The 21481-nt window shown below is 44.9% G+C and carries 10 protein-coding genes; 9 read left to right on the top strand and 1 reads right to left on the bottom strand.

Features of this window, described 5'->3' with window-relative positions; all coding sequences use genetic code 11:
- The first annotated feature begins 25 nt into the window (after positions 1–25).
- The 9 genes from IFO66_RS13755 to gntK all read left to right on the top strand — a co-directional run bounded on the left by IFO66_RS13755 (position 26) and on the right by gntK (position 19049).
- Entirely contained in the window at positions 26–2248 is a 2223-nt protein-coding gene (locus tag IFO66_RS13755; protein WP_225445755.1) for an AMP-binding protein, read from the top strand.
- Positions 2241–10232: a non-ribosomal peptide synthetase/type I polyketide synthase gene (locus IFO66_RS13750; protein ID WP_192025698.1), complete on the top strand. Its 7992-nt coding sequence runs from the start codon at positions 2241–2243 to the stop codon at positions 10230–10232. Before IFO66_RS13755 ends, IFO66_RS13750 begins: the two co-directional genes overlap by 8 nt.
- 25 nt (positions 10233–10257) lie before the next feature.
- Positions 10258–11019 carry a thioesterase II family protein gene (locus tag IFO66_RS13745; RefSeq protein WP_192025697.1) on the top strand — a complete coding sequence of 254 codons (762 nt, stop codon included), beginning with the start codon at positions 10258–10260 and terminating at the stop codon, positions 11017–11019.
- Positions 11020–11038: 19 nt separating this feature from the next.
- A complete protein-coding gene (locus tag IFO66_RS13740) occupies positions 11039–12415 on the top strand; it encodes an MATE family efflux transporter (protein ID WP_192025696.1) in 1377 nt (458 codons plus the stop codon).
- A gap of 297 nt (positions 12416–12712) precedes the next feature.
- Entirely contained in the window at positions 12713–13984 is a 1272-nt protein-coding gene (locus IFO66_RS13735) for an APC family permease (RefSeq protein ID WP_192025695.1), read from the top strand.
- Between the two features lie 269 nt (positions 13985–14253).
- Positions 14254–15150 (top strand): phosphogluconate dehydrogenase (NAD(+)-dependent, decarboxylating), encoded by an 897-nt coding sequence (gene gnd / locus IFO66_RS13730; RefSeq protein ID WP_192025694.1) that lies wholly within the window; start codon positions 14254–14256, stop codon positions 15148–15150.
- A gap of 137 nt (positions 15151–15287) precedes the next feature.
- Positions 15288–15965 (top strand): GntR family transcriptional regulator, encoded by a 678-nt coding sequence (locus IFO66_RS13725; RefSeq protein WP_192025693.1) that lies wholly within the window; start codon positions 15288–15290, stop codon positions 15963–15965.
- 92 nt (positions 15966–16057) lie between these two features.
- Positions 16058–17419 (top strand): GntP family permease, encoded by a 1362-nt coding sequence (locus IFO66_RS13720; protein ID WP_192025692.1) that lies wholly within the window; start codon positions 16058–16060, stop codon positions 17417–17419.
- Positions 17420–17501: 82 nt separating this feature from the next.
- The gene (gntK, locus tag IFO66_RS13715) at positions 17502–19049 is read left to right on the top strand and encodes a gluconokinase (RefSeq protein WP_192025691.1); all 1548 of its coding nucleotides are present in this window, start codon (positions 17502–17504) and stop codon (positions 19047–19049) included.
- Positions 19050–19247: 198 nt separating this feature from the next.
- Here the strand turns inward: gntK and IFO66_RS13710 are convergent, their stop codons facing one another.
- Positions 19248–21317 (bottom strand): DUF5693 family protein, encoded by a 2070-nt coding sequence (locus IFO66_RS13710; RefSeq protein WP_192025690.1) that lies wholly within the window; start codon positions 21315–21317, stop codon positions 19248–19250.
- Positions 21318–21481 lie beyond the last annotated feature (164 nt).

Here is a 21481-nt window from a genome sequence, read left to right as displayed (position 1 = left end):
ATCCTATTTTGAAAAGGAGAACGACATGAACGAGATGACTACGAATCTGATAAAAAAGACACAAGATGAAGCCGCCTCCCTTGTTCGTATTTTGGAAGTTAGGGCACAACATACCCCCGATCAAATCGCTTATGGCATGCTAGACGTCAACTTAAATATAACGGACATAACGTATGCTGAATTATTTGCTAGAGTGTGCGCTTGTTCAGCTCAACTCGCAATGAAGTATGTCGTTGAAGGTGAGCGCTGTCTGCTCATGTTTCAACAAGGAATTGATTTTATCGTATCGTTTCTAGCTTGTCATCGTATCGGTGCAATTCCTATTCCGTGTAACATGGTTAATCGCAGTAAATCACTTGCAAAGTGGGAGAGTATCGCGGCAAACGCTCAGGTGACATGTATTGTAACGGATGCGAACAGTATAAACACAATTGAATCGAGCTTTAAGAAGAGCGAACGGTTGAGCAGCTTGCCTATTTTCGTGGAGCAGAAAGGTGCCGCTTCAGATAGGGAGACCGTTAAAGGTTATAACGAGCTTGCTCTGCTGCAATATACTTCCGGTTCTACTGGAAACCCAAAGGGAGTGATGGTGACCCACTCCTCGTTATTGAACAATTTGAAGCAGCTCGATGCTAAATTTGAGTTTAACGAGCGCAGTATTATGGTAAGTTGGCTGCCTTTTTATCATGATATGGGTTTAATTATCGGTATTCTTCAGGGGTTGTACTCAGGTTATAAAGTCATTTTAATGAAGCCTGTTGATTTTATGCAGCAGCCGCTCAGTTGGCTTAGAGCCATTTCAATGTATGGGGCAACGCATACCGGGGCACCGAACTTCGCTTATGAATTAGCTGCTGAGAGATTAGTAGATAGTCCGTCTCATGAATTAGAAGGCATCTCGTTATCAAGCTTGGAAAGAGCATTTTGTGGGGCAGAACCAATTCATTTGAATACGCTGCTTCAATTTATTCAGGCAGCTAAGTTATTTGGACTTAGAGAAGATGCATTATGCCCGGGGTATGGGTTAGCAGAGGCTTCACTCGTTGTGTCCACCTATTCTATTGAGCAGCAAGTAGGTTGGATCAAACTGAATCGAACAGAGCTGCAACGTGGATCGGTGTCTATACTTGATCGAGGTGTAATCCATTTCGAAGTGCCTCTGCCAGATGAATCCACAATGAATGAGATGTATTTGGTGGGGAATGGATTTGTTATTCATGAACATCAATTGAGTATTCGAGATTGTGAAAATGGTACGGTACTTGGCGATCATGCGATAGGCGAAGTATGGTTCTCTGGGCCTTCGGTGACAAAAGGTTACTGGAATCGTGATGAGGATACGAAGCGTGTGTTTGTACATGATGAGCCGAGTGGTCAAGTATATTTACGGACAGGTGACTTAGGGTTTACAGATACGAACGGTGAACTGTATATGACGGGTAGAATGAAAGACTTGGTCATTATTCGTGGGATGAACTATTATCCTCAAGATATTGAGCGAACCTCATTTTTGTCTGATCCTGATCTTCGGACGGACGGTGCTGCTGCATTCTCTATTAACGATGGAGGCGAAGAGCGGCTGATTGTTATCCAAGAGGTTAGCCGTTCAGCTGTCCGGCATTTGCAATGCGATACATGGGCGCAGCAAATTAGGGCAGACGTCCTTCATGTGCACGGCATTCCCGTGGAATGTATCGTCTTCATTCCGCCAATGCACGTGCCGCGCACAACGAGCGGCAAAATACAGCGGAGTAAAGCGAAGAATATGTACATCAACAATGAATGGAGTAAAGTTCTGGGGACTTCTTCAGCGGAAGAAATACGAAAAGAGATTGTGACGCTGAATGAATTCGTATCTGGCATTCACAGTGAAGAAGATTGGGCCCAATATATGGTTGCCCTCCTGGCACATCAGCTTGCTGTTCCAACGACCGAAGTCAGTCGCAGTCTCCCGTTCACGGAGCTTGGCATTAATTCTATGATGTCGCTTTCGATACGCGAGTCACTGGAACAAGCGCTAGGCTGCACCGTCCCGGCAGCTGCACTCTTTAACTACAACACGGTAGAACAGATGAGTGAATATTTGTATTCGCTTGCTGCTGGCCGCAGCAGTAGGGATACATTATCAGCGCCAGCTGTAATTGAGGGCAATCGTATGGAACTGTCGGATGCAGAACTCGATAACTGTTCTGAGGAAGAGCTATTTGAACTACTGAAAAAAGAATTAGGAGGGCAGATCCATGTCTGAGTCAGCCTCTAAGAGCAGCATCATCAAACAAGCGCTGCTGGAAATTAAACGATTAAAGCAAGAGCTACAAGCCAAGCAAGGCTATCAGCACGAGCCTATTGCGATCGTTGGCATGGCTTGTCATTTTCCAGGAGGGATAACTAGCCCGCAGCAATATTGGGATGCGCTTGTAGAGATGAAAGATATGATTCAGCCCATTCCAGAGACGAGATGGAACACATTTCGTGAAAAAAATAGCACACTATCTCCGTTTCTGCACAAGGCCGGATTTTTGACGGAAGACATTGAAGCATTCGATCATCGTCTGTTCCGATTTTCGCCAAAAGAAGCAGAAAGGACGGACCCGCAGCATCGACTTTTTCTCAAAGTGTGCTGGGAAGCATTAGAGAATGCAGGGTATGCTCCCGATTCACTTCGAGGATCGCTAACCGGAGTGTATGCGGGAGTTACACTACCAGACTATATTCAACAAGCGCATGCTCATAGTAAGCAGAATGCCGTGCTTGAACCTAATGATGTTACGGGTAAAGGCTTCTCCTTTTTGTCTGGCAGAGCGTCCTATTACTTTGGATTTCAGGGCCCAGGCATTACGGTGGACACCGCTTGCTCAGCCTCGCTTGTATCGGTTGATCAGGCTTGTAAAGGTCTGCTGACAGGAGACTGCGAGCTGGCGCTTGCTGGTGGGGTAAACCTGATGTATTCACCAGAGACGACGGAGCTACTCGCCACATTGAATATATTGTCTCCCAACTGTGAGCTTCGCAGCTTTGATGCTCATGCGAACGGTACAGTTAGGGGGGAAGGATGCGGAGTTGTCGTACTGAAAAAGTTGTCAGCAGCTGAAAGAGACGGAGATTACATTCACGCAATTATTCAAGGAAGTGGTGTCAACCAGGACGGGCTTAGTTCTGGAATGACCGCTCCGTACGGGCCAGCACAAGAACAACTGCTGTCTAATGTGTGGGCTCGCTGTGGAATTGAATCTCGCGATATCGGCTATATTGAAGCGCACGGCACAGGTACAGAGCTGGGCGATCCGATCGAAATGTCGGCATTGGGAAATGTAATCGGGAAGGATAGATCTCATCCACTGTACGTAGGGACGGTAAAGTCGAGCATCGGTCATCTTGAAGCAGCGGCAGGCATAGCTGGACTCATTAAAGTTATTCTTGCTGTAGAGAACGGGAAAATACCAGGTAACGCACGCTTTGCCACACCATCCCCTCATATTGACTGGGAACAGCTTCCTGTACAAGTTCCACGAGAGACGACCCTATGGGAACCTGATAGTAAGCCGAGAATTGCTGGAGTGAGCTCCTTCGGCTTAAGCGGAACCAATGCACATGTCGTAGTAGCTCAGTACAATAAACAGCATCTGTATGAGAAGTCGGATCACATTACGGGTGGCCACAGTTATGACGAGGAGAAGGCATGGCCTTTCAAGTTCAGCTCAGTATCGCAAAAAGGACTGCGCAATCAACTAGAGTCGTTCTTGGCCTTTTTGGAGCATAATGATCGAGCTGGTGACATCAAGCTGCCCGAACTTAGCTTCAGTCAAAACGTGTCCAAAGCAGATCTAAGTGAAAAACTGGTGATCTGGGCCAACCGTGCAAGTGAATTGAAAGAGAACATCGTACAGACGCTCGCAGGTCGAGCACTTCCTTCTGTGAAGGGAGGAGTACAGGACAAGCAGATTGTGTTTATGTTTACAGGGCAAGGCTCACAGTATCCTGCCATGTTCAAAGAGTTGTATCAATCGAACCGTATGTTTCAATTTTATATGAATACATGCAGCAACTATTATGAAAAAATTACAGGCCAAGCTTTAACGGATATTATTTTTGATGCGGATAGTCTTTTGCACGAAACTCGTTATACACAGCCAGCTCTGTTTGCTGTTGGATACAGTTTGGCACAGATGTGGCTTGCATATGGGGTCAAACCGAGCTTAATGCTTGGACATAGCGTGGGGGAATATACGGCAGCATGCTTGGCAGGGGTGTTCAGCCTTGAGGATGGGATGCAGCTAATTACAGCTCGCGGTGAGCTAATGTACGCTCTTCCTCAGCATGGCAAAATGGCGGCCATTCATGCGGCTAAGGATGTTGTTCTTCGTAGGCTTCAAATGCTGCCTATGGTTGAAGGTAATTATCAGATAGACGTATCGATAGCAGCTACGAATACTCCGGATCAGACGGTTATATCTGGATCGAGTCAAGAAGTGGAGAAATTTTGTCGCGTCTTACAGGAAGCAGGAATCAAATCGGTCTTCTTACAAGTTTCGCACGCTTTCCACTCACCGCTTATGGAACCAATGCTGAATCAATTTGAGGCGATTGCCCAAAAAGTGAATTTTTCTAAGCCTGTGAAACAGATTATTTCTAACGTAACGGGTAAGGTGATCGGCGAGGAGATCGCGTCGTGGCAGTATTGGAGCCAACATATACTGGCTGAGGTTAAATTTTATGATAGCGTCCAAGCAATCGAACATCCAGAGCAATATGTGTTTTTAGAAATCGGGCCTGGAGCTGTGCTAAGTACGATGGTGGAACGTATTTGTGGCGAGAAAGCGGATTGCGTCATTTCTCATCTATCTGAACAGAGTGCGGCGAACCAAATTGAAGCAAGTTTATTTCATCTTTACAACTGCGGAGTAGCTATTCATTGGAAAGCGTATTATGCCGATGCAGGCCTAAAAAGAATACCCGTACCGAACTATCAGTTTAGTGAGAAGCACTTTGGTCTAGAGCCAGTATACGAAGATCGAAAGGTTCAAGTGAATGAGGCGCAACAAGCAGGTAAACAAGCAGGGAAACAAGAAGACGCGCAAGAGAGTGAGCGAGAGCTAGAGGGCACTACTAGTATTTTGGGTGGTCAGTCGTATCAGCGAACATTTGCAAATAAAAATGAAGTGAAAGCATACATTCGGAAAGCGTTAATCCAAGAACTAAGAGTGGAAGAGGACGAGTTAATCGACGATTGTAATTTGCTGCTCTACGGCTTGAACTCTATCGTGCTCACAAGACTAATGGCAGATTGGAAAAAAGAATGGGCTGTGCCCTTAAACGCAGGAATGTTTTTAAGCCAGTGCACGATAAACAAATGGTCAGACATTATGCTGGAACAATTACGGCTAGAAGGTAGTGAGGGTACTCACGCGAACGAGGCAATCGTTCCGTACCGCTCATATGTAGACAAGCGATATGAAGGGTTCCCTCTTAACGAGGTGCAATATGCGTACTGGGTAGGAAGAAATGTAGAGCTGGATTGGGGCGGAGTCGGTTGCTACACCAGCTTTGAACTGGACGTGGACGAGTTGGACCCCATCAAGTTCGAACGTGCGCTTACTGCGTTGATTGAACGGCATGACATGCTTAGGGCGATAATTTCAGCGGATGGAACGCAGCAGATTGTACGAAACATTGAGCTGCCGCTTACGATTTATCGCAAGGAGCAGATTGACGATTTGTCTGCGCATCTGGAGCGGGTAAGAGAGCAGATTTCTACGCAAGTTATTCCACTTGGACAGCCGATGTTTGATGTGCGGCTTACTGAGGTTGCGGAGCGGGAGTGGCGGATTCATTTTGGCATCGACTTTATGATAGCAGATGCATGGAGTCTTTATATTTTCTGGACAGACTTAGACCGCTTATATGCGGGTCAATCTTTGCCTGCACTAGAGGCGACATTTAGAGACTATGTAAATTACAAAATGGAATGCAAGCAAACGAGACAATATGAACGAGACAAGCAATACTGGTTGAGCAGAGTCGAGCAGTTTCCGGCTGCGCCAGCGATTGCGCTGAATTTGGCAGAAGGAAGAACAACCCAAGGCCGATTTGTCCGCCGGAAACAATGGGTAGATCGTGAGACGTGGCTGCAATTCGTTCGTTCGGCTGCTGAGCAGCAGTTAACTCCTTCGGCGGCACTGCTCAGTCTTTATGCAGAAGTTCTGTCTGCATGGGGAGCGGGCAGCCATTTTGCGATTATGTTAACTGTCTTTAGTAGAGAGAATGTTCACCCAGAGATGAATCAAGTGATCGGTGACTTTACACAGCTATCGCTTGTTGAAGTTCATCGTGCGGCTAGCACGGTCGCTGTCAATGCCGCTACGATTCAATCGCAAATGCAAGCGGATATTGAACATAGCAGTTATTCGGCCATTGATTTTGTCAAAGAGCTGAACAGCTGGGATCAGTCGCAGGAACGGATGTATCCTGTCGTATTTACAAGTGCGCTTGGCATGGAGCAGATGCACGATAGCATGGTACAGCAAGCATTCCTAGATCGTATGGGATGGTCGGTATCTTCTACTCCACAAGTGTGGATGGACCATCAAGTGTACGATGAACAAGGAGGCGTTACTCTGTCATGGGATACGCTGGACGCTGTATTCCATCCTGGGGTAGTCGATTCCATGTTTGAAGCGTATGTCACGCTTGTGATGAGAGCAGCAACCGATCAACGCTTCTGGTCGGAAACGTTAGCCGATTTGCGCACGGACAGCGAGCGTCAATCCCATGAGCAAGCGAATCATACTTTCATCGATTTCTTGGATTGGAATGATGCGCTGCTGCATGAACAGATTCGACATCGAGCTGTTACCGATGCAGACAGAACCGCCGTAGAGTACGGAGGAACGTCATACAGCTACAAGCAGTTGATCGCACGTGCCGATCAGGTATCGGAATTGCTGCAAGAGCGAGGCGTTTGCAACGGAGACAAAGTTGCGCTGCAAATGCAAAAGTCATTTGAACAGATTGCTGTCGTGCTTGGCATCGTTCAAGCTGGAGCTGCTTACATTCCACTTGCATATGATCATCCACTCCATCGAACGTTGGACATTGTTCGCGTTGCGGGAGTGAGCGTATTGTTCGTCGATGACGATGTACGCATGGATGATGAAAGCGTGAACCTGGTTACACCTGCGGAATTAGATGGGAAACAAGGCTTGTGGAATGAGGTTCAAATTGATCCTTCCCAACTGGCTTATGTCATTTATACATCTGGATCGACAGGAATGCCAAAAGGTGTCTGCATTGAGCATCGCGCAGCGATGAATACGATTATAGATGTGAACAGACGACTTAGCGTAACGGAACAGGATCGCATGCTTGGTCTATCCTCGCTCAGCTTTGACCTTTCTGTCTATGATATTTTCGGGATGTTGACAGCAGGAGGAGTGCTTGTACTGCCAACGGAATCGGAACGATTGGACCCGATCTGCTGGCGAACACTGTCTCAGCAGAATGAGGTTACGCTGTGGAATTCGGTTCCGGCGCTGATGGACATTTACGTGGATTATATGCTAGGAAATGATCAGCACGGACAAGATGTTGGAATTAGACATATCATTTTGTCTGGAGACTGGATACCGCTTGGGTTGTTCGACAAAATTAAGCAAGCATTGCCACATGCAAAACTGATGAGCATGGGTGGAGCTACCGAGGCCTCCATTTGGTCGAACTATTATGAGGTTACTGCTGTTCAATCGGATTGGACATCGATCCCTTACGGCTATCCACTTGCGAACCAATTTTTCTATATTCTTGATGAATTCGGAAGAAGATGCCCGAATTGGGTGCAAGGGAAACTATACATTGCAGGAAAAGGGTTAGCTGCAGGCTACTTGAACGAAGAGCAGCTAACGAATAAGGCGTTTATTTTCCATCCAGAGCTCAAGCAGAGATTGTACGATACCGGTGATTATGGTCGCTATATGCCGCACGGTATTATTGAGTTTCTCGGTAGAAGAGACAGCCAGATAAAACGGAATGGCTATCGAATCGAGCTTGGTGAGATTCAATCAGCATTTGGAAAATGCGGCATTGCCGGAGATGCTGTTATTTTGCCCATCGGAGATCGGATGGACAGCAAAAAACTGGTCGTTTATGTAAGAGGCAATCCAGCATCTTTTAACGAATCTGACCTTAAACAACGACTAAAATCGTATTTACCTAGTTATTTTGTACCAGACAAAATGATAGCCGTTGAGCAATTTCCAATTACGCGAAATGGAAAAATCGATCGAGCTAAGCTGCTGGAGCAATATAATGAGCTCACTGTTCAAGTATCACAGGTCCACGACGGTCATTCGATCGTTAAGGGCAATGCCTTAGCGACTGCTGCTTTGGAGCAGCATCCCGTGATGCAGACGGTACGAGAAATTTTGAATGTACCGGACTTAACATCCGCAGACCAATTCGGTGCCAAGGGCGTGTCTTCCGTTGACATGATTCGGCTAGCCAATCATTTAGAAACGGCGTACGGTGAGCGTCCATCGGTCGGGGATATGCTGAGGTATGGCTCTGTGTCGGAGTTGATTTATTTTTACAACGATCATGATAAAGCTTCTATTTCCGCTGCCTCCAATACTTACAACGTTACTAGTAGTGGCAGTCAGGAGCAAGAACCGCATATACGATCTGAGTCGATGGCAGATGAGTATGAGATGAATGAACTGGAGCTATTAATTGAACGATGCCTTGTGAAGAAAATTCAGCTCTGGGTAGAAGATGGACGCTTGAAATTCAAGGCTCCGCAGGGAGCGATGACTGCTGATATACAGTTGAAGCTTAAGGAAAATAAAGCAAGCTTAATCGGATACATTCAGGAAACATCGGAACGAAGCGGCATACAAGTTGGATTGCACTCCAGACGTACTTTCCGTCAGACCCCGATTCAGCTTGCTTATGTGATGGGACGTTCGCCAGCATATGAGCTCGGAAACACAAGCGCCCATTATTACTCTGAGTTCGAGTGCGGCAGTATGAATCCCGAAAAGCTTGAACAAGCCGTCAATCAAGTGATTGCAGCACATGAAATGCTTAGAACGGTCGTTTATGCAAATGGGACACAGCAAGTATTGTTGGACGTTCCTTATTTTGAAGTTCCGGTGAATGATATTCAAAATAAACAGCAGCTTACAGCTATTCGTGATGAGTGGTCGCATCATTGTTATGAGTTAGGCAAGTGGCCAATGTTCCATGTGCAAGTCAGTCAGTTGAGTAATCAATCTGCCATTCTTCACTTTAGCTTTGATTGCTTAATCGTAGATGGCTGGAGCGCGGAGATGATGTTCCGTGAAATATTTAGCGCGTACGCCGGTAAGCCTATCGTACAGCCCAAATTTTCGTTCAGGGAGTATATGAATCAAGAAGAGAGTTGGTTAAGAGAGAAAAAGTATCATGAAGAAGCTCGAATGTACTGGGAAGAGCGAATGAAGCAGCTTCCGCCTGCCCCAGAACTTCCGTTCAAAACGAAATTAAGTGACATCGAGAAGCCTCGTTTCCGTAGGTTGAAGATGCAGTTATCAGAAGAGGATACACGTCTATTCAGCGCAAGAATGAAAAAGTATCAGTTCACGCCTTCAGCAGTTATTTGTACAGCATATATGAAAGTTTTATCTCATTGGAGCACTCATCCAGACATTACGCTTAACCTGACGTTATTTAATCGACTGCCGCTGCATAAAGATGTGCCGCGAATTCTCGGTGATTTTACGAATATTACGCTTATTTCTTATTTGCATAACGAGAGCCATACTTTTGTTCAAGAACTAGCGGACGTACACAATCAGCTCTGGAACGCAGTTGAGTATCGTACGCACAATGGACTTGATCTGCTGCGCAAGCTGGCTAAGGGTTCGACGGGCAAAACCATTATGCCGATCGTGTTCACGAGTCTGTTATTCGGAGAGTCTTCCGCAGGAACATACGAGGATACTTTGCCACCAGATCTGAAGGAAGTGTATGCGATTAGTCAGACCCCTCAGGTGGCTATCGACCATCAGGCATATGAACGAAATGGTTCTATGGCACTGATTTGGGATGTAGTCGAAGATGCATTCGAGGACAAGCTGATTGAAAATATGTTCACTTCGTACACCAATCTCATTCAGCTTCTCATTGCTGAAGAAGACTGGAATAACGTATTCGCGGTGCCTCTGCCGGTCAGCAGTTGCACACATTATACACATTACTAACACGATAAGAATTGAGGTTGATTGAATGCAATTAAATAACAAATGGTTTCCTTTCGGCTGTAATCGTAATTTGGACAATGTAGACCGAGTCATCTGCTTTCACTATGCAGGCGGTAGTACTTCTGCATTCAAGCGTTGGACAACATCAAAACTGCCAGTTGAATTTATTCCGGTTGAGCTTCCAGGTAGAGGGACAAGAATGTCGGAGCCTTGTATGGAGAGCTTTGACGAACTTATAGAGCAGCTGGTTGCAAATCTTATTAAAGTACTTGACTATCGTCGGTTTCATTTTTACGGACATAGCATGGGGGCGGCGATCGCCTTTGAAACAGCCTATCAGTTGCAGCATAGGTACGGAATTCAACCTGAACAACTCATCGTCGCGGGACGACATGCTCCACAGCATCCTGACCCATCTTTGTTCAAAAGTTATATGAGTGATGAGGATTTACTTCATGAGATGAAAAGATTGAATGGAACCCCTAAAGAAATATTGGACAATCGCGAAATCATGCAGTTCTTGCTCCCGATGATACGAAGCGATTACAAGCTGCATGAGAGCTACAACTATAGGGGACACAAGCTAAATATTCCGATTATTGCACATGCGGGCAAGGACGACCATGATGCTAATCCATCGATCATGCAATATTGGAAAGACGTAACGTACGGGGAATTTGAGCTGCAGGCATACGAGGGCAATCATTTTTTTGTACAACAATTAGGTGAACAATACCTCTCAGAATTAATCAACAAGGTAAGGCATAAGGAGTTATATCCTTTGTAAAAGAGGAGAGAAAAAAGGAATGGATGAACAGAAGAGAATGATTCTGTCAGACAATTTGTGGTCAGTGATGTGGAAGCTCTCATGGCCTGCAATTGTTGCTATGGTGCTGTATGGTCTAAACATGATCGTAGATGCCATCTTTGTTGGCAAATTTGTAGGGGAAGATGCGCTTGCAGGAGTGTCCATCGCTTATCAATTGTCGGCGCTGACACTGGGGCTGGGCTCACTGATTGGAGTGGGAGCGGGTTCTTTGCTCGGGATCTCGCTTGGTGCCAACGATGTGCACGTACAGAAACGGCTAATCGGCAATGTCAATTATATAACGATTGTGGTCTCAGTTGTGTATACGATCGTTGGGCTCGTATTTGCAGTTCCTCTAGTAAAATTAATGGGAGGTACCGGAGCAGCTCTGGAAATGGGAGTTGCGTATTACAAAATAACGGTCATCGGCTCCGTGTTCTGGATTTATGGACTTGCCGCCAATATGCTCGTGCGCGCAGAAGGGAAGATGAAGTCTGCCGCGGTCATGATGGGAGCGGGGCTGTTAATCAATATCCTCTTCAATTATATATTTATCGTATTGCTAGAGTACGGTGTAAGTGGAGCTGCGTGGGCAACGAATATCGGAATGCTAGTATACACGTTGATGGGTATTTTGTATTTTAAAAAGGGCAAAGCAACATTTCCGGTGTCCAATCCTTTTGCCGTGCATCGCGACAAGCAGATTGTAAAATCAATAGTCTCGATGGGTATGCCATCACTCATTATGAACATTATGATTGCGATTCAGGCTGTTGTCGTGTTTGATGTATTGTCAAAGCACGGGACTTTGTACGATATCGCATTTTACGGGGCAGTATTTCGTATTTTTAACTTTTTAATGACGCCGATCTTTGGTTTAATGCGAGCATTACAGCCTGTACTGAGCATTAATTATGGTGCGCAGCAATACGACCGTGTCATAAAGGGGTTCTGGATATTCGTTGCCGCCGGCATGCTGTTCATTCTTCCGTTCTGGGCTATGTTTATGATTAGCCCACAGACGATACTCGGGACAATGTTCGATGTGTCGACCATAACGAACGCGAGCTTGCTTAATGCGCAAATTTTTCTATCTATCCTGCCGCTGCTTTCTTTTGTATTCATGGCGATGACGCTGTTTCCAGCCATTGACCATAGCAAGCCAGCAACGGTGCTGGGCATTGTTCGTCAGGTTATCTTCTATATGCCAATCATGATTATTATGCCAAGAATGTTTGGCTTGGATTGGGTGTATGTGGGATCGGCACTGATTGATCTAGCGACCCTTGCCATCGCGCTCGTATATGTATTGAAGGCATTCAAGAAGCTGAAGGCGGCTGAATATTCAAATCGTCAAGCCAATGCAAGCACTTGATACAAACGGGAATGTGATGGAAATGGAACTGTAATGATGTAGACGCCACCTTACTTCATGTGAAATGGAGTAAGGTGGCGTTCGTTTATATGATGAGGACTGTTGATTTATAGGCAAATAATCATTGGCGTGTACGTGACAAAACATTGAAAATGACATATTTTTTGCACTAAGTGAACGATGATGTAGATTAGTATAAAGAATCGTTTAGCTGCGTTATTCACTCCGATATTTCCTTATTTTACAATAACTCTATATTTTAACTCAATCAAGTTATCAGAAAGAGTGATGCAGACGATGAATGAACGTGACCAACAAAGTAGACTTATCGATACGAAAGGATTAATGGTATATTACGTAACCTCAATCATTGGAGTTGGCATTCTTATCGTTCCTGGGATCGCTTATGGAATCGCTGGTCCAGCTTCCTTGCTCTCTTGGGTTATATTAGCGTTATTGTCTTATCCTGTAGCTCGCTCCTTCTCCAAATTAATTGTAGAACGCCCTCAATCTAGCGGGTTAATGCTGATTGTAGGGGATGTATTTGGTGAAAAAGTAGGTCAAAGCCTTAATTTATTGTTGGCGTTCACGATGGTTATTGGGAATCCAATCATGGGCATTGCCGCTGCTAGATACTTGCAAATTATCGTTGGCTATGACGATCATTTTGTTCTGCTGTACGGCTTTTTCTTTATGCTGGCATCCATTCTACTAAATATGTTCGGGGTTAAAATGAGTAACCGGATTCAGTTTATTTCTTTTCTCGTGCTCTCCATCATTTTAACTGCAATTATAGGCATTGCGCTTTTCCATGCAGACTTTGAACAGACAGGTACATTTGCCCCCCATGGTTATACGGCGGTGTTTTCTGCGATAACAGTCTGCTTCTATTCCTTTTTAGGATGGGAAAATGCGACGAACATTGCTGGTGATGTGAAGCAGCCCGAATCAGCGTATAAGAAAGCAGTTCCTCTAGCGGTTCTTATTGTAGGTGTGTTATACGTTCTACTTGCTGTTGCTTTGATTGCAAGAATTCCGGATGAAACCTATGGAAACACGCAAACGGTACTGCCTTTGCTGCTTGAGGGGATCGTAGGTGAGCATGTCGGGTATTTATACAATGCGTTGGCGATTTTTCTAATCATGCTGGCTACCAATGCGTGGGTATTTAGTGCATCACGTGTTATCGTGTCGCTGTCTGAGACAAAAGTATTGCCATCGTTATTTTCACAAACAAAATCGAACGATGTACCTGTCTATGCATATCTTTTGTTAGCTGTTTTGTATGGGGTTATTTTGCTTGTGTTAGCATTTTTCCAATTGGATGAAGTCTACTTGATTCAAATGACCAATTTTAATTTCTTTATCATCTACTTATTTATTTATGGTGCAGCGATTAAATTTTACAAGACAGTGCGAGATCGGTTGTTCTATTTTGGAATGATGCTGCTCGTCTTATCGATCCTGCCATTCTTTGAAGGATCGGCTATTTTATCAATCGGTATAGCGATACTCTCATTTGTATTAATCGCCATTAGAAGGAGTCAAGGGAAAGCAGCTGCCAGCTGAAAAAAAGCGTGACGTAGTGTTGGGAGCATACATGCATTTAATTTAGTTCCTATCATAATAGCATCGTTGAGAATATTAAGAAGACTATACCTGCGTGTACTTTTTAACGAGTGAGGTATAGTCTTTCTTTGCGAAAAAAATGGAATATTCATATTAAATTTTCTAAAAAACTATTTACAACTTTCTAAGAAAGCGTTATCATACAAACAACGCGATAACTTGTATACAAGTATACTTGTAGTAAAAAGGCTAGCAAGGGGGAACATGTAGTGAAAGTAGGCATGATAGGTCTTGGCAAAATGGGATTCAATCTAGTACGCAATATGATGCGTTACGATCATGAAGCTGTTGTCTATGATGTGAATCCTGAACAAAGAGAGAAGTTGGCAGCAGAAGGTGCGGTTCCAGCAGCGACGATTGAGGAGCTTGTACATAAACTTGATGCTCCACGTATCGTATGGATGATGGTTCCAGCAGGCGAGATCGTAGACAGTGTTATCGATACATTGCTTCCGATATTGTCTCCAGGAGACATCGTCATTGACGGCGGGAACTCGCACTATAAGCAATCGATAGCTCGTGGCGAAAAAATGCTAGCACATGGTATCCATTACTTTGACATTGGTACATCTGGTGGTACAGATGGGGCTGAGCATGGGGGATGCTTCATGATTGGCGGCGACGCTGAAGTGTTCAAGTGCTTGGAGCCGTTGTTCCGCGATATGGCGGTTGATCAAGGATATTTGTATGCAGGTAAACTTGGAAGCGGTCACTTTTTGAAAATGATTCATAACGGTATTGAGTATGGGATGATGCAAGCGATTGCAGAAGGCTTCGAAGTACTTGAGAAGAGTGACTTTGACTTTGATTATGAGCAAGTAGCTCGTGTGTGGTCGAACGGCTCTGTTATTCGCAGCTGGCTCATGGATCTGACGCAAAATGCTTTTGCTAAAGATCCGAAGTTGGACAGCATTCGTGGAGTTATGCACAGCTCTGGTGAAGGGAAATGGACAGTGGAAACAGCGCTTGATCTTCAAGCAAGCACACCTGTCATTGCCATGTCGTTAATGATGAGATATCGCTCACTCGACACAGATGCTTTCCATGGAAAAGTAGTCGCAGCACTGCGTAACGAATTCGGAGGTCATGCTGTCGTATCGAAATAACTAACGCGATAAAGCAACTAAGCAACCTATTTTCATACCAAAATGGATTGGATAAGCGAGCATATGATAAGATAGAGCTGACATGCCGTTAGATTGGATTTCGGCATCATCTATTTCATTAGGAAGAGTTGAATCATATGCACTATCCGTCAACATGGCTTCAAGGAGCCTCATTAGGTGAATGTATCGCATGCGAATTGCGTTTGCAAATTATTAAAGGAACGATTAAGCCAGACGAGGTTATTTCCGAGAATCGGGTAGCTGCTGACTTTGGAACGAGTCGTTCTCCAGTTAGAGAAGCATTGAAAGCGTTATCCAATGAAGGGCTTATTCGTCTCGAACGAATGGGCGCCGTAGTAATTGGGTTGACGTTGGATGACGTTAAGGAATTGTATGATGTTCGATATTTGATTGAGAGCTTTGTGCAGCAGCGTCTAGCTGATGTCGATCAGGAGCGGTTGATCACTCAACTAAATCAGATTATTGATAAAATGGAGCTTGCGGTCAAGTATAACGATGTCGTTGAATTTGCTTATCAGGATATTTCATTCCATGAAGCTATTATAGCGGCAGCAGAGCATCGTCGAATCCAACATCTGTGGAACAGTATCCGTCATATCGTATTGACTGTCCTATTGATTACGACTGAGGAAGTATTCTCAATGGGAGAAGAGAAACTTCTAAATGTGATTGAAAAGCATAGAGAGTTGTTGCAGGGACTGCAATCGAAGGACATTGAAGTCATTAAGCGCGGCGTCGAACAATATTTTGCCGATTCACGTCAAACCCTTGTTACAAGCCTTCCTCCCGAATAAACGGAGGTAAGGCAATAATAAGGTGCGGGCAAAGTTGTCGACTAGTATACAGTAAAATTCAGATTGAACGTACATCAAGGGAGGGCATTCTGATGAGCACGATTTTCGGTCTCAGTCATGAAGCAACATTGCTTGTTTGGACTTTTGTATCCATTGCATTCTTGATTGTCTTTATTGCGAAGTATAAGTGGAATCCTTTTGTTACTTTACTCTTGGCTGCATTAATGCTCGGCCTTCTATCTGGTATGAATCCGTTGGATGTCGTGAAGTCTGTCATCGGCGGAATGGGCGGTACGTTAGGTAAGATCGCCATTGTTATCGGTCTCGGAACAATGCTTGGTAAGATGATGGCAGAGTCCGGCGGTGCAGAACGAATTGCGACGACACTCGTTGATAAGTTTGGTGCGAAGCGCGTTCACTGGTCCATGATGTTTGTAGGTTTCATCGTTGGTATTCCGGTATTTTTCGAAGTTGGTCTTATTCTATTGATTCCAATTGTGTTCACCGTTGCACGTAAAACGAATATGTCACTATTGCAAATTGGTATTCCGATTCTTGCAGGTTTGTCCATTGTACACGGTCTTGTGCCTCCGCATCCGGCACCGATGATTGCGATTGATGCATTCAACGCTGACCTTGGGATGACAATTTTGTATTCTTTGATCGTAGGTTTGCCAGCTGCAATTGTTGCTGGTCCTATCTTCGGTAAATATATTGGTAAGCGTATTCAAGTACAGCCTCCTGCAAATTTAGAAGAGCAATTTGCTGTAAAAGGCGACATTAAACTGCCTGGATTCGGAATTACGTTGTTTACGATTCTTTTACCCGTTATTCTAATGTTAGCTGGCTCTGCGGCGTTGATTCTAGATCCAGAAGCAACAAGCAGTTGGACGATATTCTTTGAATTTATTGGTCATGAAGTCATTGCTTTGCTCATATCGGTCGTATTTTCCTTCTACTCACTTGGCTTTGCTCGTGGATTTACGAAGGAAGACATTTCCCGCTTCAGCAGCGAATGTTTGGCGCCAACGGCAACGATTATTTTGATCATCGGTGGTGGCGGAGCATTCAAGCAAGTGCTTATTGATAGTGGAGTAGGTGGCGCGATTGCGCAAATCGCAACACAAGCTAATGTAAATATTATTCTGTTTGCTTGGTTAGTAGCAGCACTTATTCGCGTCGCTACTGGTTCCGCAACGGTTGCGATGACAACGGCAGCTGGAATTGTAGCTCCTGTACTAGCGATGAACCCTGGTGTAAATGTTGAGCTTGTTGTATTGGCAACAGGTGCTGGTTCGATCGTATTGTCTCACGTTAACGATGCAGGTTTCTGGATGGTTAAAGAATTCTTTAACATGTCAGTTACACAGACGTTGAAGTCTTGGACGGTAATGGAGACGATACTATCTGTTGTAGCACTTGGTCTTATTCTTGCTCTCAGCATGTTCGTTTAGATAGAGGCAGTTCAAAAAGTCCGGATATCACGGACTTTTTGAATATGCAATAAAGGCAGTGGAAGGAAAGAAGGGTTATGTTATGAGCAAAGTTCTATATACGATCGGTATCGATATTGGTACAACGAGTACGAAGGCAGTTCTGTTTCAGGAAGATGGCACAGTCGTAGCAAAAGGCGGGGAAGAGTACCCTTTATTTACGCCTAATGCTACGATTGCAGAGCAGAATCCGGAACAGATTTTTCAGGCGGTCATCCAATCGGTTAAACAGGTCATGTCGAATAGCAGCGTCTCTCCATCCGATATCCTATTCGTTTCTTTTAGCTCTGCGATGCATAGTGTTATCGCCGTTGATAAGGTAGGCGTTCCATTGACACCATGCATTACATGGGCAGACAATCGGAGTACTGCTCATGCGGCGCGCTTGAAGCTGGAGATGAACGGACATGAGCTGTATCGTCGTACAGGAACACCGATTCATCCGATGTCGCCGATTACGAAGCTAATGTGGCTGCGTGACGAAGAGCCGGAGCTGTTTGCGAAGACAACCAAATTTATTTCGATTAAAGAGTATGTATTTGCGAAGTTGTTCGGCAAATATGTAGTAGATTACTCCATCGCTTCTGCGACAGGTATGTTTAACTTGCAGAAGCTTGATTGGGATGAGGGAGCACTCCAAATTGCTGGCGTAAGTAGAGCGCAGCTGTCTGAGCTTGTACCAACTACGCATCAGATGAACGGATTGGATATGGCTTATGCCCGTGAGATGGGGCTCGATCCAGAGACAACCTTTATCGTGGGAGCTAGTGATGGCGTATTGTCCAATCTAGGTGTCAATGCGATTCAGCCAGGAGTGGTTGCCGTTACAATCGGGACAAGCGGAGCGATCCGTACGGTAGTCGATCGGCCTGTTACTGACCCGAAAGGACGTACGTTCTGCTATGCGTTAACAGACAAGCATTGGGTAGTAGGCGGCCCTGTAAACAATGGTGGTATGCTGTTCCGCTGGGTACGCGACGAGCTTGCCGCATCGGAAGTGGAAGCTGCGAAGCGCCTAGGCATCGATCCGTATGATCTGCTCACGCAAATTGCTGAGCGTGTACGGCCTGGAGCAGATGGATTGTTGTTCCATCCGTTCTTCACAGGTGAGCGTGCTCCGCTCTGGAATGCGGATGCGCGAGGCTCCTTCTTTGGCTTGACGATGCATCATCGTAAAGAGCATATGATTCGTGCGGTGCTGGAAGGGATCATATTCAATCTGTACACGGTGCTTTTGGCGATGGAGGAGCAGATTGGTCGACCTCATCGCATTCATGCGACTGGTGGCTTTGCCCGTTCGGAGCTGTGGCGACAAATGATGGCAGACATTTTCGATCAGGAAGTGGTTATTCCAGAAAGTTATGAAAGCTCTTGCTTGGGTGCGGTTGTACTGGGGCTCTATGCAACGGGGCGAACAGACTCATTGGATATTGTTTCGACGATGGTAGGCGCATCTCATGAGCATAAGCCTGTTAAAGAGCATGCGAAGCTGTATCACCAGTTGCTTCCGATCTTTATTTCCCTTCCACGTAGGTTAGAAGAGGAGTATGCGGCAATGGCAAAATTCCAGCGAAATTTGTTGGAAGAGTAGCCTAGCAAATTAGTAGTAATGTCAGATAGATGTATCGTTATTTCAATATTTATGTATAAGTAGGGCTGTCTCACGTGGGAATTGTCCTCCAAAATGTTAACCCTTTTGATGGGTTCTAACAAATGGAGGCTCCACGCAGAGACGGCCCTTGTCGTTGAGAGAAGCATGGTTCTAGCTCTTGCTCTTGACTCTCACTCGTTAATTTGTAAGGATCGACCAACGCTTTTTCCCATAGTTCCAAATTAAACAAACGATATGCCAAGCCGCTATAGCAAGTATGCCCATTATAATTCCGAGCACCATACCTAAGCCTACACGGATAAAGGAAATGATAAGCGGTGTATGCAGATGGGCGAATGTGTTTACGAGAGAAATTTGACCAATAATGCTAATCGAGAAAATGATAATGCCAGCCTTCACCTTGCTTAATGCTAAATAAGCACCGAGGAAGAAGAGTGGATACGCAAACAAAAATTCCTTTAGACGTGGACGGACACCGAGCGTTTGCTCTAACAAAGCACGGAACAATAACTCGATCGGTGAAACGACGCCGGAATTTCCTGTGCGAATAAAATAATAAAGAAGAACGGCAGAGCAGGCTACTGCAATTACACACCAAAGTATCGTGATTGGCGTAAGTAAAATACGTTTAACAAATTGAGCTTTTTCTCGTAAAGATAGCTCGTTTTTATCAAAAAATAGTAAGTAAAGCGCGACAAAACCTATTGGAATAATACTAGCCAGCCCTACACCTTGGAATTGATCGACTTTTAATAGAAACACGATGTCGTTTAGCAAGCTGACGATTACCATTCCTCCGATAAGGGAGATGATCGAAGTACGGATAAATAGAGCTGCGCCTGCTACGATGCGTTGTGTAGGAGATAGGGATAAGCTTTGCTTATTGCGTAATGTGCGGATGGCCAAGATGAGAGCAACGGTAGGTGCGGCAATACAAGCGCCTAACGCAATTAGTTTGTAGAGCCATAAAGGCGATAGTACATAGAGTCCAACAGCAGCAGCGATGCCCAGCAGCAAACTCGGCAGTAGGAGAGGGGGATAGAAGCATCCAATAAGTAAAGCGATAATAGCAATACCGACCCCAATCATAAGCCACTTCCATAGCAGCTGCGCAGGGACTTCTTTCACCTCAAATACAGGAGCTTGTCCGACCTGAATGCCGAACTTTGCTAACCGTGAAGTAACTCCTTGTTCTCCATGCAACATAGCATACAACGGTACAAGTGGATTGTCGTAGGTGCCTGTACTCGTACTTACAGCTGGCTTGGCGGAAATGAGAATCGTGCGGATATTGCGATCTTTAACCGCAAGCACTAGCCGATCTGTAAATCTGGTTATGAGTGCTTCGAGCTGCTTGTCATTAAGCGTACTCATTAGTTTACTCGAATCGAAGTCGCTGAAAATATGTGTGCGAATGATCTGATTATCCAGCTTGGAAGCGAGTGCCTGCAATCCGATGGGCTCGGTCTTTTGCAGTTCGGGCAGAGCGAGTTTCAGACCGTGCTTGCGCATTAAATCAGCTGTAAGCTTAATATTGTCGTCTAGTTCGCTGATGGACTTTGTTACACCAGGTACAGATTCTCCATCAATCACCAACGTATTTACTCCATAACTGCGAAGCATGGCTAGCGTTTGGTCGAGAGAATGAGCGTCAAATGGACGGCGGTTGGATATATAAGCAACGATGTCGAACTGCTGCTGCTTCAGCATTTGTAAGGTGAGAGGATCGTAATCGAGCGGCATGATGGAAGCATCTTTTATTGGTATTTCTAAGACGAGTCCATCTTGTTCGTTCAATGTCCAACGATGGGTGGTAATGTTCAAACGTTGTGCTTGCTGTTCAATGAACTGGTTCATTTGAGTTCGACTATTCGAATCCGTAAAAAGGATATAGGTGAAGTTTTCTTGAGGTGAAATGGGTTGGGAGGTCAGCACGCTGACTTCGCGTGAGGAATACATATCTATTTTTCGGCTTAACAGGAGCTCTTGAAGTGTGCTTTCATGTACTGCAATGGCGTTAATACCAGCTTCCTTCATCGTATTCAGCTGTTCTTGGATAAACGAAGCGGGGTGAAGCTGTGTATCCGATATTTGCAGCAGATCTCTATAATGCATGACAAATTGGGTGCTGTGTGACGTGTTCTCCGTTGCCACACGTTGATATACCAAGGGGATACTTGCCAGCATGCCAATGATGACAAAACACCATATCCAGCGTGTCAGTCTATCATTTCGAGATAGATTCATATTATCAGCTCCAATGCATGATGAGATAGGGATGTTCTACATTTGGATTGTAATGAATATCAGCCAAGATGTCTACATTTACCATGATTATTGTTGTTTTTATGTAACCGTCTGTTCTCCTGTATTCATATAAAAAGTGAAAAAACAGTTTCTGTGTAAATGTC

It is taken from the genome of Paenibacillus arenosi (assembly GCF_014841135.1).
Taxonomy (GTDB): domain Bacteria; phylum Bacillota; class Bacilli; order Paenibacillales; family Paenibacillaceae; genus Paenibacillus_B; species Paenibacillus_B arenosi.
Note: the sequence above shows the minus strand (reverse complement) of the source record. Positions and strands in the feature narration are given on the sequence as shown.